The following is a 15,652-nucleotide window of genomic DNA, read 5'->3' on the forward strand; positions in this document are numbered from 1 at the left end:
CTTTTTTTCAATCCTTGATTTTACTTAAGATGGCAGTTGTTAAGGCGACAATTGTTCCGAGAACAAGCCCGTTAGAGAAGACGGTCGCAAGAAGCGGTGGCAGGTCATTCATTGAACCGGGTGGTAATAACATCGCCCCGGCACCGATGACGAGCGGGAGTCCGACTGTGAGAGATGCCGTGGACTGCTTCAATTCAAAGGCCGCCTCATTGATTCCGATGATGATCATCGTTGCAATGAGCGGTGTCACGATTGCATAACCGACAGCGGCCGGGATGCTCGCAATCAACGAGACGAATGGACCGATGAGTGCTAACCCCATCATGAGGGCGTGGGCAACCAAATGCGGAGCACGCTGGACGCTCTCCGTCGAAGAGAGGAAACCAGCTGTCCCGGAGATGGCGACAGGACCCGGTGTGCCGAACAGACCAGCCACGATTTGACTGACGCCACTGGCGACACCCGATGCGGGAACGTTTCCTTTGATTTCTCGTTTTTCGCGAGAACTGACGATGCGCTCAATCAACTTGATGTTCGCAAGGACGTTCGTCATGAGAAGTAGGGTGATGACGAAAGCCGTCGGTAACAAGTTCCAATCCCACACCCAATTTCCGAACGGAAGAAGTTCGGGTACGAGGAAGAAGGATTCCGAACGAACGATTGGATTTCCAAGGTCGAGTAAATGGAACAAGCCGAACCCGACGAATAGCGTCATGACGAGTCCATATTGTTTAAAGCGACTTTGCTCGAGCGTGAGTGCGAACAAGACGAGCCCAGCCGTCGCTACGGCCTGAATGATATTGATTCCGTCTTCCGTCACCCCAAATCCACCTTTAATGACGGCCCCTGATAATTGAAGGACGAGCAAAATCATATAGACGCCGAGCACTTGCGGTGTAAACAGGGCGAGCATGCGTCTTAAGATGCCGGTGACGGTCAACAACACACCGAGGATTCCGCTCAAAAACAGCATGAATCCGAGTGCCTGCAGCGTCTCTTGCTGACTTCCATATAGAGCGGGACCGATGGAGGCGTATAAGGTGAAGACACCCCACCAAATGCCGGCAGGTCCTTCGAGTATCGGGAGGCGATGGCCGAGCAACGTCTGAATGATGCTGAAGAGTGCGAAGATGAAAAGTGAGCGGGATATAAAGGTCATCGTCTCATCTGGTGACAGTTCAAACAAGGCGGCGATGGAGAGTGGTGGTACAATATTTGTAGCTAAAATAAAAATAAACCACTGAATCGTCGTGGTTATATTACTTCTGGTCATGGTGTCCCCCTGATCATGCTTTTTCTTATTAGTGTAACGTTATGATGAAGTGGATGCAAATGGAGGCTATATAATGAAGAAATTCTTCAAGTGGACCGCACTCTCAATCGTAGGATTGCTAATCATCGCGGTAGCAGGCTTTTTAATTTGGACGCAGTTCACGTACGAACCGACCGATGAAGCGACACGGTATGCCGAAGAGGGGAAAGTGGTCGACAACCGTCTCGAGTTTGGAGATCCGACGAGTGAGGTCGGAATCATTCTTTATCCAGGGGCGAAAGTGGAGAAAGAGGCGTATGCGTATTATGGAACACGTTTAGCCGAGGAAGGGTATTTCGTCGCCATTCCGTCGCTTCGACTCAACTTAGGCATTTTAGATATCGACGCAGCCGATCCAATCATCGAGGCACATCCGGAGATTGAACGCTGGATCGTAGCCGGTCATTCACTCGGAGGTTCGGCGGCGTCGGGTTACGCGCTTGAGCATCAAGAGTCGGTAGAAGGTGTCATTTTCCTCGCATCATATCCGATCAGCTCGATGGTCGATAGTGACTTACGCGTGCTATCCATCTCGGGTGAGTTGGATGGATTGGCTGTCCCGGAAGACATCGAGGCGAGTCGAAGCGACCTACCTGCCGATAGTCAATTCGTACAAATCGAAGGCGGGAATCATGCCAACTTCGGAATGTATGGTCCACAAAAAGGCGATCAGGAAAGTCCGCTCACATCGAAAGAACAACTCGACGAAGTCCTATCGGCGATTCTCGAATGGTTATAAAAAACGTGCGCACCTTCATCGAGGTGTGCACGTTTTAGCGTTGATCGAGTGAATAACTGACTGCGGTCAACCCGGCTGTGACGAGGGCGACCAAACCACCGACGAGCGCGAGCGTCATGATAGGGCTCGTCGCGTAGACGACACCACCAAGAGCGGAACCAAGTCCGATTCCGACGTTACTCGCCACAGGCATAAGTGATGAGGCGAGACCTTTGGCGTTCGGATTGAACTTCTCCGCCAAATCGATCAAATAAATCTGAGTCGATGTCGTCAATAAAATCGCCATGAACGACATGAGGGCGATATTGAGGAGACCGAGCGTCACATTCGACGTCGTCACGAATAACGCGGCCAGGACGAATGCCTGGACGAGAAAGACGAACCGTAAGCGTCCGATCGGATTGTGACTGGCGATCTTTCCGGCAGCGATATTACTGAAGATCGAGATGAATCCGTAGGCGAATAAAATCGGACTGACCCAAGCGACCGGTACACCGAGTACATCTTTTAAAATCGGTACGAGATACGTATATACGACATACGTCGCCCCGAAACCGAACGCCGGAATTAAGAAGGCGATCAAGATACGTGGATTCGTCAGGAGTGCCATTTGTTCACGGAGTGATGCTTTTTCTTGAGACAATTGATTCGGCAAGACACGATAAATGGCAATCCAGGCGACTGCACCGAGCAGAGTCGTCAACCAGAACGTGGACTCCCATCCTGCCTGTTGTCCGATGAACGTTCCGATCGGAACCCCGAACACGTTGGCCATTGTAAAGCCACCGAAAATAAAGGACACGGCCACGCCCCGTTTTGCCGGAGGGACGCTCTCGCTGGCGACGAGCATGGCAAGCGAGATCAAGACACCTGTGACGACGGCCGTCAGCATGCGCAAGACGAGTAACCACTCATACATGGGAGCGAGACTGCTTAATAAGTTCAGGACGGTGAAGAGAATCGTCAAGCCGAGCATCAATTTACGTTTTGGAAGATGGCTCGTCAAGGACATCGTGATTGGCGTGCCGACGGCAAAGCTGATGGCGAATGCCGATACGAGACTTCCTGCTGTCGCGATGGAAATGGATAGACCGCTTGCGATATCAGGCAAAATGCCGACGATGACAAATTCACTCGTTCCGAGAACGAAGGTTAATAAGGATAGGGATAAAACTAAAGTCCAGTCGCTTCGACTGAGCGAGCTTGTCTTCATGTTCAAACACTTCTTTCTATTTCATTCATTAGTAGTTAGACATCAGTCTCCTCTCACGTTACAAGATTTTCCCCAAAAGAAAAACCCTTTTCTCCCAAGTCGGAAGAAAAAGGTGCATCAACGCCAAAACACTGTGGCTTCGACACCGGCGTGGTCGGAGACGACAGGTCCGTTTTCGCCGTCGAAGACGACAGCATGACGGGAGACGTGAATGGGTGCATTCGTCAACATCAAGTCGATGCGTAGCGATTTCTTGTTTTCATCCCATCCGGCGATTTTCCCTTGGACGGTCGCATCACCTTCGCGTTCCGTTGCGAGATGGAACAAGTCTTGAAGCCCATTCTCCATCAAATAATCGTATCCCTCGCCTCGAATGAAGGCATCGTTGTTGAAATCACCGAGTAGGAGCGCATGGTCGTCATGCTCGACGCGACGCAGTAGTTCGTCGAGTTGATGCTTCACTGGCTCCTCTTCGTCATGCCACCATCCGAGGTGACACGAGTAGACGGTCGTCGGCGTTTCAAGACCTTCAATCACGGCTTTGACAATTTTACGGGACTTGTAATTGTCAGGGTCCGTCGTCTTGGATACGAAGAACGACTCGGTCGATAGAAACGGTGTCCGTGACAAAATGGCGACGCCTTCCTCGTAAATGTCATATCCGTAATGGGCAAAGTCCCATGTCATGTGATAGTGAAGATCTAACTCTTTCAGGCGCTCGACGAGGACGTGTGCGAAGTTGTTTTCACGGATGTTCCCATAGATGAGGGGGGCCTCTTTATGTTGATTGACTTCTTGAAGCGCGATGAAGTCATACTCTTCGCTTGCGATACGTTCGACAATCGCGTCGATTTTCTCTTGTTGGCGGTCTTCTAACCAGGCATGACAATTGAGCGTTAAAATATTCACGATAGTCCTCCTTTAGAAAAAGGCCAACTCTCGAGCGAGTTGGCCAGTAGATTATGCACCGATGACGTCTTGAATGTCTGATTTCAATACGTCGGCTTTCGGGCCATAGATGGCTTGGACTCCACGGTCTTTCACGATAAGACCCATAGCGCCATTTTTCTTCCATTCTTGTTCGTCAGAGACGAGTGTAACGTCTTTAACGGTCACACGAAGACGAGTCATACATGCGTCGACATCCTCAATGTTTTCTTCCCCACCGAGAAGTGCGATAATCCCCATGACTTGTTCGTTACCTGTAACGGATGATTTTTCTGTCGTTTCTTCCATGTAGTTCCCGTTACGTCCTGGCGTCGGTAGGTTCATCTTCTTAATGAAGAAGTTGAAGACACCGAAGTTGAGGAAGAAGAACACGACAGAGACGAGCACGAAGTTGATCAAGTCTTGAAGAAGTCCTGCTTTGACAATCATCGGAATGCGCGTCAAGAGTTCGATTGCACCGAAAGCGTGTACACGTAAGTCGATGATATCTGCCAATGCGAAGGCAGCACCGGCCATGAGTGCGTAAACGACATAAAGAACTGGTGCGACGAACATAAACATGAATTCAATCGGTTCTGTGACACCTGTCAAGAAGACAGCGAGTCCGGCTGATAAGAACATCGGCTTGTATTGTGCCTTCTTATCCGCGTCGACGTTGCGGTACATCGCATACGCGGCACCAATCAATGCAGCGAATGACAAGATGACTTGACCGACTTTGAAGCGTGCTGGAACGACATCAGCGAGAAGCGTGTTGTATGCGGCCGTATCACCAGCAGCACGCAAGTTGACGAGATCCGTCACCCATGCCAACCAGAGTGGGTCTTGACCGGCAACGACCGATCCAGCTGTCGCACCTGTTAAAATCGTGTATGTTCCACCGAGCTCTGTGTAGTTCATTGGTACTGTGAGCATGTGGTGTAAACCGAACGGTAAGAGGAGACGTTCGAGTGCACCATAAATGAACGGAGCGAGGACTGGCGCCGTGTTACGTGATGTGGCAATCCATTCACCAAAGCTGTTGAGCGCACCTTGGATGGTTGGCCATACAATCGATAGAACGAGGGCAGCAACGACTGAACCAAGGATAACGACGAATGGTACGAAGCGCTTCCCGTTGAAGAACGAGAGAGCGTTCGGCAACTTGTTGAAGTTGTAGAAACGGTTATATAGTGCACCACCGAGGAAACCGGCGATAATCCCGACGAACACACCCATGTTGAGGGCAGGTGAGCCGAGTACAGATGTGAAGTAATCAGCGACGACAAGGTTCGCACCGAAGAGTGACTCGATTGTCGCTTCTGGATCTTGAAGCATGTCACTGTTGACACCGAAGATGGCACCTGTGACACGGTTGATCAAGATGAAGGCGAGAAGTGCTGCGAATGCACCGCCGGCACGATCTTTTGCCCACGAACCACCAATCGCGACTGCGAAGAGGATATGTAAGTTGACGATGATGCCCCAACCTAAATCTTCAATGATACGAGCTGTTGTTAATAAGATACCGACATCTCCGGCTGACATTCCAATCAATTTTCCGATGGAAATCATCAAACCGGCAGCTGGCATGACGGCGATGACGACCATCAAAGCCTTACCGAGTTTCTGCCAGAAATCGAATGAGATCAATTGTTTCATGCTATACGCTTCCTTCCTATGAGGGAGTTTTATCTATTTTTGTGTCTACCAATAGTGCAATCGCTTGCATAAATAATTGTAATCGATTGCATAAATTCGTGCAACCGTTTTCGCTATTTTCATTTGTTTTCATTTCCGAAGTGAGAATAGCAGATGTGAGGCGAACTTGTCAGTCGAATCGAATCTAGCTACAATATGATAGGTTGAAGGGAGCGAGAAAGATGGGTTGGAGACAGACAACATCTGCTTTGACGAAAGACGAGCAGATTGAATTAAAAGAAGAGTTGTTGCGGAAGGGTGTATTGCAGGAAGACGATCTTCCTCTATATGAGATGCTCATGCCAGATCGAATCAAACGGATGTATGAAGTATTGAATACACGAACGAACCATATCACGATTTTGACGGAAGGTGTCGACGATCCGCACAATCAATCTGCCGTATTGCGTTCGGCCGATGCGTTCGGGGTGCAGACGTTACACGTCGTCGAAGGGCGTGCGAAGTTCAAACCGAACTCGATTATCGCCAAGAGCGCCGACCGTTGGGTGGACGTCGTGGAGCATGGCTCCATCGAAGAGGCGATTGACGCTTTAAAAGAAGACGGTTATCAAGTATATGCGACGGCATTGAGTGAGGAAGCAATTCCGCTCGAAGAGGTGGATGTGTCGAAGCCGACCGTTCTGCTATTCGGGAATGAACATAGTGGTGTCTCGGAAACAGCACTTCATAAGGCGGACGGGAACTTTGTTATTCCGATGCAAGGATACGTACAAAGTTTGAACATCTCCGTGGCGGCGGCGATTTCCTTGTACGATGTCACGACACGGTCACGACATATCGTGACGGATGGCTACGAGCTTCCGGTCGAAGATCAAGCGCGCATCTTCAAAGACTGGATGGTCAAGAGTTTGCCGAAGCGTACGCTAGGACTATATAAACAAAAAGGTGTCACAGCTTTTGAACGGGAGACAGGAAATTCAGAATGAACGGCGAAATGAACAGACGTACGGAATCTTTGTCCAGAAACTGAAAGGGGATGGCACGATGAGTACGACGAGTTCATTTATCGTAAAAGATGTGACGAACAACTTTAAGGATTTTGAAGAGGACTTCTTCCGGCTGTACCGCACGTTATACGGTGACCTCGATCAGTTGCGATTTAAAGAGCGCCTGTATCGGCACGCCAATCCGTTAGTGCTGCTGGCTTTCTCTGAAGAGCAGCTAGTTGGCTTTAAAATTGGTTATGAGGCGGAGCCTTATCGGTTTTATAGCTGGGCGGGCGGCGTACATCCGGACTTCCAAAAGCATGGCATCGGTCGCAAGCTGATGGACACGCAACTCGAATGGGTCGAAGCGCAAGGGTTCCATTCGATTCGGACGAAAGCACGCAATACGAACAAAGGGGTCATCATCTTGAACCTCCTTTGCGGATATGACATCATGGGCGCTTACACAGAAGATGGCGAGCCGCGCATCATGATGGAGAAACAACTGAACAGTTGAATGGATGCCGCGGTCGTGTGATCGCGGTTTTTTTGATGAAACCGATTCGACTGAATGAACGTACTTAAAGAAAAGGGGGAATTTGAAATGTCTACTTTAGAATTTGGGGCGGACCCATTTTTCACGATCATCAATTTATTCTTTCCACTCATGTTTTTCACCATTGTTGGACTTATCGCATTTGGTGTCATCAAATCAAGTCGAAGTTACTCTAAAACATCAAATACATTGAAGGACTTACAACAATTCGCCTCGCAGCTCGCCGATGTCCCGGCCGACGATACGGCTGAGCGCTTAGCAGACTATTTACGGGGCATCGATTCCTTCTCGATTGAACGGACACGCATGGAGCCGTTCCGTGTCGCGCTCGGATGCTATCAATTGGTGATGGAGTCTGACGCTGTTCGCGAAGAGACGAAAGAGCGGGTCGATCGTCAATATAAGCGTCTCGGGATTTTAGACGGAGAAAAATTTGCCGATGAGGCACCACCACGTCGACGTTCTTCTTCATCGAGTCATCATGATATCCACCACCATCACCATGACCATATGTAAAAAGCGAAGGAATCCCTTCGCTTTTTACATATATCGTGATGCATCAAATTCAATGTCAGTCTGATAACGGACGGCTTGAATCGCACTTTCGATTCGAATGGCACGCTTCTTAATATCGCGCGCTTTCAGGCGATACAGCTCCGGATCGTATAAGGCGTGTTTGATCACGGCAACCCCATGCACATAGTCTTTCTTCGGACGAAGCGATAATTTTTCATAAAGTCGTGCTTGGACACGTAACTGAATGGCAAGTTCGATTGCCTCGACGAGCGGAAGCGGACCGTCGTGCGTCTCGACAACGGCTTGGACGTTCGCCTCTTGAATGAGACGGTCGAGCTGACGTAAGTCTAGACGAATGTGTTCAAGTTCCATCTCGATGTCTTGAAGGGAACGAGACTGAATGGTCGGAATGGATTCATTCGCTTGAAGCGAGATGAACGCCACATGCTCAATCTCTTCGGTCAATGTATCGATTTGCTCATGGAGCAACTGTTTCAATGTTAGGGCATCTGCAAGGTTCATATCGATTTCCTCCTTCTGCTTTTTCTAACCGTACCATATCGAGATGGCTGAAAAAAGGTGGATGACATCCTCGATTACGGGAATAAAAGCAAATAGAGAGGAGGAGGACGATGAAGAAGTGGAAGATACAATGGATGATTGCACTCGTCCTACTCCTGTTCGGGACGGCGACATTCCTTTATCAGTGGGTTGACGTAAGCCCAGGCGATATTCGGGACTACATCATTCAATTCGGATGGTTGGCTCCGCTCATTTACATTTTATTGTTCACCGTTCGTCCGCTCATCTTGTTCCCGACGTCCGTCTTGTCGGTCGCCGGCGGCTTGGCGTTTGGGATGTTACCGGGCGTCATCTATACCGTCATCGGGGCGACATTGAGTGCGCTTGTTGCGTATTATGTGGCAATTTTTTTCGGCGATCGTTTCCTGCATCACTTCGAATCAACGAATTACGAAGCCATTCAGCGTAAAATCGAAGAAGACGGCTTCTTTTACGTCCTCATATTACGTCTCATCCCGCTCGTCAATTTCGATTTGGTCAGCTATGCTTCTGGTTTGGCAAAAGTAAACGTACTCGCCTATCTGTTTGCGACCGTCGTCGGTATGATTCCCGGAGCGTTTGCGAACAATTTTCTCGGGAGTAGTATCGCCAGTGGGGATTGGACGCTCATCGCCTTGGCATTTGGGATCATGCTCGTGTTGACGCTCGTTGCGACCGTTTTCCGTGAACCGATCAAGCGACAGATTCATCGCTATCAAAAAAAGTAGGCGACTCCAGATGGAGCGCCTACTTTTCAATTAACGGTTGTCGACCGTCTCTGGATACAGGTCATGGTTGAACAGACGGTGTTCTGCCATTTTTTCATATTTTGTGCCTGGCTTTCCGTAGTTGTAGTACGGATCGATTGAGATACCGCCACGTGGTGTGAATTTCCCCCACACTTCGAGATAGCGCGGTTCCATCAATTTCACGAGATCTTTCCCGATGACGTTGATGCAGTTCTCGTGGAAGTCACCGTGGTTACGGAAACTGAACAAGTACAACTTCAACGATTTCGACTCGACGAGTTTCTCATCCGGGATGTACGAGATGTAGATGGTTGCGAAGTCCGGTTGGTTCGTGATCGGGCACAACGATGTAAATTCGGGTGCGTTGAATTTCACGAAGTAGTCGTTCTCCGGATGACGATTCGGGAACGCCTCCAGGACGTCAGGTGTGTATTCAAAAATATATGGGACGCTCTTCTGTCCGAGGAGCGAGAGGTCTTGTAAGTCTTCTGGTCTCATGTTCATTCTCCTTAGACGCCACGTTCGTTGGCGTACAGTAATGTGTGTAGTTGTGGTAGGACGCGGACGCTTTGCCATGACGGGTCGCGTGCGACGTCTTCCCATAGTTGTTTCAAACGACGGAGCTGGGCATCGGTGATGTCTCCGTCTGCACCAGGCTCCGGGTTACCAGCCGACAAATACATGACGTCCGGTGAGTAGCGCTGCTGCACTTCTTTCGCGTAGGCAAGGTCCGCTTCATCAAAGACAGCGACTTTGAATGTCGTCTGCTCCGGGCGCAACTGTTCGACGATAGCGTCTAGTTGCTCCCAGTTCGTTTTCATACCAGACGATGGAGGTTTCGGACTGAGGGTCACGTCATCGATTTGTGTGAGCCAGTCTTGATAGCGGCTACCTTGCGTCTCGACAGCGAGTGTGACACCACGTTCTTTCAACTTCTCGACCAGGTCTTCCATAGCCGCGATAAGGAGCGGATTGCCACCCGAGATGGTGACATAATCGTACATACCCAGTGCATCCAGGCGAGCGATGACCTCATCGGCTGTCAGCATGTCCGGTTTTTCTGAACCGTCCCACGTAAAGGCGGAATCGCACCACGAACAGCGATAATCGCAACCGGCGGTCCGGACGAACATCGTCTTTTGTCCGATGGCCCGGCCTTCTCCTTGGAAGGTCGGTCCGAACACTTCTAAAACAGGGATTTTCACGATTCCACCAACCATTCACGGCGGAACTCAGCGTAAGACGTCGGCGTTTCGTACAGACGGACGAATTCGACACGGACGTCGCGTTCATTTGGCAGATGTGTCGCCAACTGTTCAAAAATCCAATAGCACATGTTTTCTGCAGTTGTATTCATATAAGGGAGTGACTCGTTCAAATAGCGATGGTCGAGATATGGCTCAAGCTCTTCTTTGAAGATCTTTTTCAAGTCACCGAAGTCGAGCGTCATGCCGCGATTGTCGAGAAAGCCGCTGACACCCATCTGGAGCCTATACGTATGACCATGAAGGGCACGACATTTGCCGTCATAGTCAAAGAGATGGTGCGCTGCGTCGAACGTCACTTCTTTGACGATTTGAACGCGATGCGGACAGTAGATGAGCGAGCCTTCTTGCTTTGATTCGACACTGGTCGGAGCGAGGAATGGAGCATGTTTCATACGCGCACCTCCTCGTAAGCTGTAAGTCCGTTTTGACGAAGCTTACACGCCGGACATTCTCCACAACCTGAACCGATGACACCGTTGTAGCAAGTGAGCGTGCGTTCTTTGACGTAGTCAAAGGCACCGAGCTCGTCGGCGAGTGCCCACGTCTCTTTTTTATCGAGCCACATGAGCGGTGTGTCGATGACAAATGGATAATCCATCGCTAAATTGAGTGTCACATTGAGTGATTTGATGAATTGGTCTCGGCAATCCGGGTAACCTGAAAAGTCCGTTTCACATACACCGGTCACGATGTGATGCATACCGAGTTGTTTGGCCATGACGGCCGCAAACGATAAGAATAGATGGTTGCGTCCATCGACGAACGTGTTTGGGACGTCCGCATTGTCGATGTCGAGATCGTGTCTCGTGAGCGCGTTCGATGTGAGTTGTCCGAGTAGGGACAAATCGAGGATGTGGTGTGGGACATCGAGTTCTGTCGCAATTTCTTTGGCGACTTCGATTTCCGCATCATGGCGTTGACCATATGCGAACGTCACCGCCTCCACATGAGAGAATTGTTGTTTTGCCCAAAACAGGCAAGTGGTTGAATCCTGGCCACCACTAAAGACGACCAATGCTTTTTCGTGTTGCATGAAGCACACTTCCTTTTCGCTAGTTTTGATGTCGGAGGAGGTTACGAACTCCGGAGGTCACCCTCAAGCATATAATTTATCATAAAAGACGTTTGACAGGGAGAAAGGAAGCGAGTATAGTAAAAAACATCGCTGACATGCTTTTGTGCATAAAAGCGTTTAAGCGGTTAGGTGAAATAATAAATAAAGAAGATATAACGAAAGGAGGGGACGTCGATGCAGATGAAAGGAAAAGAAGCTGTATTCGTCGTGTTGATGAGCGGGATTACCTTGCTCGCACTGATGTTTTTGGCCAAAGCGACGCCACATATGGCGATTTTTGGCACAATGGTAATAGTAGGTGGATATGCGTATTATCGTTCACGCGACTTCAAACAGATTGAAACGGCGATGATCAACGGAATTCGTGAAGCGATCATGCCGGTGTTGATTTTGTTGTTGATTGGGATGCTCATCGGAGTATGGCAAATGTCCGGGACGGTCGCGACGATCCTCTCCATCGGTCTAAATACAATCTCTGCTGAATGGTTCTTACCGAGTGTTTTATTAATCACGATGATCGTCTCGACCTTCACAGGAAGCGCCTTTACAACCGTCGGAACGGTCGGTGTCGCCTTATTTGGAATCGGGACGGCACTAGGCATCTCGCCGGCGCTCGCCGCAGGTGCGATCGTATCGGGTGCCCTCTTCGGAGACAAGATGAGCCCGTTGTCGGATACGACGAACTTTGCGCCGGCAGTGGCGGGTGTCAAACTGTTCGACCACATTCGCTTCATGATGGGGACGACGATTCCAGCGTTCATCATCACGTTGATTTTATTCACGTTCCTCGGACGTAGCGGTCAAACTGCCGACACGGTACAAATTGCAGAGGCGCAAGCCGCGCTCAGCGGACGGTTTGACCTCTCATGGCTCACGTTGATTGCCCCTGTGCTCGTCGCAGTGCTTGCGTTCCGTCGGATGCCGGTCTTGCCGACGATGCTTGTTGGGATGTTCGCCGGTGTGTTGACGGCCGGTTTTGTTCAAGGCAACTGGAGCATCTCGAACTGGCTCGGTGTCATGCAGTCGGGCTTTAAGTCAGATGTCGAAAATGAATTGATTGCGAATGTACTCGATAAAGGTGGTCTTGAATCGATGCTCTGGTCGGTCAGTCTCGTCTTGATCGCCCTCGCGTTCGGTGGCTTATTACGTGAACTCGGTATCTTCCAAGCCATCGTTGAATCGTTGCTCGAGCGTTTGAAGTCACCAGGGAGCTCGGTCCTATCAGTTGTCCTCAGTTCAATCGGTGTCAACTTGCTCGCGGGAGAACAGTACTTGTCGATTCTCTTGCCGGGTCAGGCGTTCAAGCAAGGGTTTATCGATCGTGGGATCGACCCGCGCTACTTGTCACGGGCACTTGAAGATGGCGGGACCGTCATCAACCCGCTCATACCTTGGGGTGTCTCCGGAGCGTTCTTCGCAGCGACACTCGGCGTGCCTGTATTGGAATACGCACCATTTGCGTTCTTCCTCTGGCTCAGCCCGGTCTTCTCCATCATCTTGGGATACGTCCGATTGGGGAAGCAACGTGAATCGCTAAAAATCGCATCATAATATCGAGGTGTCCTGCCATGCAGGGCATCTTTTTTGTGTGCAACATATGACTTTTGAGAAAATAGGAGAAACGGAGGTGGAACCATGAAGCGACTCGATCTAGCATTTTATGAACAACCGACACTCGAATTGGCACGCGCCTTACTCGGTCAATATTTGGTGCGGCGACATCCAGAAGGTGACATCATCGCGAAGATTGTCGAGACAGAGGCTTACCTCGGTGCCATCGACCGGGCGGCGCATAGCTTCGGAGGGCGTCGAACGAAACGAACGGAAGTCATGTTCGGACAACCTGGGCATGTATACACGTATCAAATGCATACACATACGCTCCTGAACGTGGTCAGTGGTCCGGTTGGTACACCGGAAGCCGTGTTGATTCGAGCCGTCGAACCGATTCAAGGACATGAATGGATTGCTTCGAACCGTCCCGGAGTGAAGCGATATGACCAGACGAACGGACCAGGGAAGTTGACGAAAGCACTCGGAATCACAATGGATCTATACGGCCATTCCTTTCAACAAGACCCACTCTACATCGCGGAGGGTGAGGCAGGAGTAGTGATTGAGGCGGGTCCCCGTATCGGGATCCCGAACACGGGCGAGGCACGTGACTACCCGTATCGCTTCTTTGAACGCGACAATCCATACGTCTCGAAATTCCGTTGAATGCCACTTGAGATGTTTAAGTGATTCATGCCAGTGGAACAGTCCCTATGTGCATAAAACAAACAAAGGGAGTGTTTAGGATATGGCAAAAGTAGCAACGCTCATTACGGATATGTTTGAAGATGTAGAATTCACGGGTCCCCGTGACGCATTGGTGGATGCGGGACATGATGTCGTGACGATCGAGAAGAAAGCGGGTAATACGGTAGAAGGGAAACAAGGGGAGGCGAAAGTGAACATCGACCAATCGATTGACGATGTATCGCCAGAAGATTTTGATGCCCTTCTCTTGCCGGGCGGATTCTCACCTGACTTGTTGCGTGAGGACGAGCGTTTCGTCTCGTTCGCCAAAGCCTTCATGGATGCGAAAAAGCCTGTCTTTGCCATCTGTCACGGACCACAGCTGTTGATTACGGCGAAGACGTTAGAAGGTCGTGACGCGACCGGCTACAAATCGATCAAAGTCGACATGGAGTATGCCGGAGCGAAATATGCGGACAAAGAAGTAGTCGTCTGCCAAAACCAGCTCGTGACGAGCCGTCAGCCGGATGATATTCCAGCATTCAATCGCGAGATGCTCAACTTATTGAAATAACACGTCGACCACGAGATTCGTCTCGTGGTTTTTATATGTATTCGGGAATAGACAAGTAAGGAGGAGATTTAAATGAAAAAACGAGCACGTTCACCGAGTTAAGTTCGTCGAAACATTGTTTGGTTAGGGTGGATTCGTTGGTTTGAAGGGCTGATTCCCGCATACGTGATTGAACGGTTGTTTTGGGAATCGCGAGGCATCACCATTCAAGAAGTCGTCTACTTGGAGATGATCTATGCGCTCATCATCGTCTTGTTCGAGGTGCCGACCGGCGTGTGGGCGGACCGAACGACACGGCGTCGGCTGATTCAGGCAGGTGTAGCCTTGGAGTGGTTATCGTTTTGGATCTTGTTATACTCGTTCACCTTCAGCGGATTTTTTGTCGCCATCAGCTGTTCGGCCGTTGGGTCGGTCATTCGAAGTGGGGCTGAGAATGCGCTGCTATACGAGTCCTTACAAGAAAGTCATGAAGCGTCGTCGTTCGAACGGGTTCTTGGAAAACTGAACGCGATTGGGATTATGGCCGCTGTGACGGCGGCATGGAGTGGCAGTATGTTGGCTCAGTACCTTCCATTGGAGTGGAACTACAGACTTTCCATTCTCAGTTTATTGATGGCGACCGTGTGTAGCTTATTTCTCGTTGAACCCGTTCATGGCGAAGGAGAAGACCGATTGACGTGGCGGCACTTGTTGAAAGGATTTCAATTTGTGTGGTCGCACACATCCATTCGTAACGTCACCATCGGATTTTTGGCAGCCGTGTCCGCATTCAATTTCATCGATGAGTTCTGGCAACTGTATGCACGTGATGTATCCATCCCAATCTATTGGTTCGGTGCCATTTCAAGCGTCCTGCTTTTGATTCAGTTACCTGGTCAACTTTTTGCGGGGACGCTTATACGATTTGCGTCATCCAAGTGTTGGTTAAACGGGTTCGGTTGGTTAATGGGCGGTGGATTTCTCATCGTCGGGTTGTTCCCGAGTCCGATTGGAATCGGTGTGATGGGACTCCTAGCTCTATTGTATGGTGCAATGGAGCCACTCTATTTTGGGCTCTTGCATCATCAGGTGCCTTCCGATATCCGAGCGACGACCGAATCATCTGTCTCGATGCTATGGCATCTCGGTATCCTTGTGTTGGGGTTTGTCTTTATTGTAGGAACGACAGCGTCGCTATTTTTGGCGTTCATCTTAATCGGGCTTGTCGTTTGGTTCGTTCATGCGACTATCCGCTAATCTTTACAGACATGGGTCATAAGCCATGTCTGTTTTT

At 49.9% G+C, this 15,652-nt stretch carries 18 protein-coding genes; 9 read left to right on the forward strand and 9 right to left on the reverse strand.

Going from position 1 to position 15,652, the window contains the following annotated elements:
- Positions 1 to 7 precede the first annotated feature (7 nt).
- Entirely contained in the window at positions 8 to 1,273 is a 1,266-nt protein-coding gene (locus KNO73_RS10535; protein ID WP_214688895.1) for a purine/pyrimidine permease, read from the reverse strand.
- Positions 1,274 to 1,346: 73 nt separating this feature from the next.
- Between KNO73_RS10535 and KNO73_RS10540 the strand changes: the two genes are divergently transcribed.
- Positions 1,347 to 2,051, forward strand: a complete 705-nt coding sequence (locus tag KNO73_RS10540) for an alpha/beta hydrolase (RefSeq protein WP_078146105.1) — start codon at positions 1,347 to 1,349, stop codon at positions 2,049 to 2,051.
- Between the two features lie 34 nt (positions 2,052 to 2,085).
- Here KNO73_RS10540 and KNO73_RS10545 read toward each other — a convergent pair whose 3' ends face one another.
- The 3 genes from KNO73_RS10545 to KNO73_RS10555 form a co-directional block, all read right to left on the reverse strand.
- A complete protein-coding gene (locus KNO73_RS10545; protein ID WP_015880465.1) occupies positions 2,086 to 3,264 on the reverse strand; it encodes an MFS transporter in 1,179 nt (392 codons plus the stop codon).
- Between the two features lie 117 nt (positions 3,265 to 3,381).
- Positions 3,382 to 4,173 carry an endonuclease/exonuclease/phosphatase family protein gene (locus tag KNO73_RS10550; protein ID WP_214685106.1) on the reverse strand — a complete coding sequence of 264 codons (792 nt, stop codon included), beginning with the start codon at positions 4,171 to 4,173 and terminating at the stop codon, positions 3,382 to 3,384.
- A gap of 51 nt (positions 4,174 to 4,224) precedes the next feature.
- Positions 4,225 to 5,853 carry a PTS transporter subunit IIBC gene (locus KNO73_RS10555; RefSeq protein ID WP_078146107.1) on the reverse strand — a complete coding sequence of 543 codons (1,629 nt, stop codon included), beginning with the start codon at positions 5,851 to 5,853 and terminating at the stop codon, positions 4,225 to 4,227.
- Positions 5,854 to 6,074: 221 nt separating this feature from the next.
- Here KNO73_RS10555 and KNO73_RS10560 point away from each other — a divergent pair, with 221 nt between their 5' ends.
- The 3 genes from KNO73_RS10560 (at position 6,075) to KNO73_RS10570 (ending at position 7,911) form a co-directional block, all read left to right on the forward strand.
- The gene (locus KNO73_RS10560) at positions 6,075 to 6,839 is read left to right on the forward strand and encodes a TrmH family RNA methyltransferase (RefSeq protein WP_214685110.1); all 765 of its coding nucleotides are present in this window, start codon (positions 6,075 to 6,077) and stop codon (positions 6,837 to 6,839) included.
- A complete protein-coding gene (locus KNO73_RS10565) occupies positions 6,811 to 7,356 on the forward strand; it encodes a GNAT family N-acetyltransferase (protein WP_015880469.1) in 546 nt (181 codons plus the stop codon). Before KNO73_RS10560 ends, KNO73_RS10565 begins: the two co-directional genes overlap by 29 nt.
- Before the next feature lie 87 nt (positions 7,357 to 7,443).
- Positions 7,444 to 7,911, forward strand: a complete 468-nt coding sequence (locus KNO73_RS10570) for a hypothetical protein (RefSeq protein WP_215112468.1) — start codon at positions 7,444 to 7,446, stop codon at positions 7,909 to 7,911.
- 24 nt (positions 7,912 to 7,935) lie between these two features.
- Here KNO73_RS10570 and KNO73_RS10575 read toward each other — a convergent pair whose 3' ends face one another.
- A complete protein-coding gene (locus tag KNO73_RS10575) occupies positions 7,936 to 8,433 on the reverse strand; it encodes a hypothetical protein (protein ID WP_159563336.1) in 498 nt (165 codons plus the stop codon).
- Positions 8,434 to 8,543: 110 nt separating this feature from the next.
- On the opposite strand from KNO73_RS10575, the gene KNO73_RS10580 reads away from it, so the two are divergent.
- Complete coding sequence (locus KNO73_RS10580) at positions 8,544 to 9,200, forward strand: TVP38/TMEM64 family protein (RefSeq protein ID WP_078146111.1); 657 nt, start codon at positions 8,544 to 8,546, stop codon at positions 9,198 to 9,200.
- 30 nt (positions 9,201 to 9,230) lie between these two features.
- On the opposite strand, the gene queF is transcribed toward KNO73_RS10580, so the two are convergent.
- Genes queF through queC form a run of 4 tightly spaced genes read right to left on the reverse strand, consistent with a single transcriptional unit; the run spans position 9,231 to position 11,522 of the window.
- Positions 9,231 to 9,719, reverse strand: a complete 489-nt coding sequence (queF, locus tag KNO73_RS10585) for a preQ(1) synthase (RefSeq protein ID WP_015880473.1) — start codon at positions 9,717 to 9,719, stop codon at positions 9,231 to 9,233.
- Positions 9,720 to 9,730: 11 nt separating this feature from the next.
- A complete protein-coding gene (queE, locus tag KNO73_RS10590) occupies positions 9,731 to 10,441 on the reverse strand; it encodes a 7-carboxy-7-deazaguanine synthase QueE (RefSeq protein WP_215112469.1) in 711 nt (236 codons plus the stop codon).
- Positions 10,423 to 10,881 (reverse strand): 6-carboxytetrahydropterin synthase QueD, encoded by a 459-nt coding sequence (gene queD / locus KNO73_RS10595; protein ID WP_214688888.1) that lies wholly within the window; start codon positions 10,879 to 10,881, stop codon positions 10,423 to 10,425. The genes queE and queD overlap by 19 nt, the downstream gene beginning before the upstream one ends.
- Positions 10,878 to 11,522 carry a 7-cyano-7-deazaguanine synthase QueC gene (gene queC / locus KNO73_RS10600; RefSeq protein ID WP_159563339.1) on the reverse strand — a complete coding sequence of 215 codons (645 nt, stop codon included), beginning with the start codon at positions 11,520 to 11,522 and terminating at the stop codon, positions 10,878 to 10,880. The genes queD and queC overlap by 4 nt, the downstream gene beginning before the upstream one ends.
- Positions 11,523 to 11,738: 216 nt before the next feature.
- On the opposite strand from queC, the gene nhaC reads away from it, so the two are divergent.
- The 4 genes from nhaC to KNO73_RS10620 all read left to right on the forward strand — a co-directional run bounded on the left by nhaC (position 11,739) and on the right by KNO73_RS10620 (position 15,615).
- Positions 11,739 to 13,115, forward strand: a complete 1,377-nt coding sequence (gene nhaC / locus KNO73_RS10605) for a Na+/H+ antiporter NhaC (protein ID WP_215112470.1) — start codon at positions 11,739 to 11,741, stop codon at positions 13,113 to 13,115.
- Between the two features lie 84 nt (positions 13,116 to 13,199).
- The gene (locus KNO73_RS10610; RefSeq protein WP_078146117.1) at positions 13,200 to 13,784 is read left to right on the forward strand and encodes a DNA-3-methyladenine glycosylase; all 585 of its coding nucleotides are present in this window, start codon (positions 13,200 to 13,202) and stop codon (positions 13,782 to 13,784) included.
- Between the two features lie 82 nt (positions 13,785 to 13,866).
- Positions 13,867 to 14,379 (forward strand): type 1 glutamine amidotransferase domain-containing protein, encoded by a 513-nt coding sequence (locus KNO73_RS10615; RefSeq protein ID WP_015880479.1) that lies wholly within the window; start codon positions 13,867 to 13,869, stop codon positions 14,377 to 14,379.
- 165 nt (positions 14,380 to 14,544) lie between these two features.
- On the forward strand, positions 14,545 to 15,615 hold the full coding sequence (locus KNO73_RS10620) for an MFS transporter (RefSeq protein ID WP_215112471.1): 1,071 nt from the start codon (positions 14,545 to 14,547) through the stop codon (positions 15,613 to 15,615).
- Positions 15,616 to 15,652 lie beyond the last annotated feature (37 nt).

It is taken from the genome of Exiguobacterium sp. s83 (assembly GCF_018617095.1).
GTDB classification, from domain to species: Bacteria; Bacillota; Bacilli; order Exiguobacteriales; family Exiguobacteriaceae; genus Exiguobacterium; species Exiguobacterium profundum.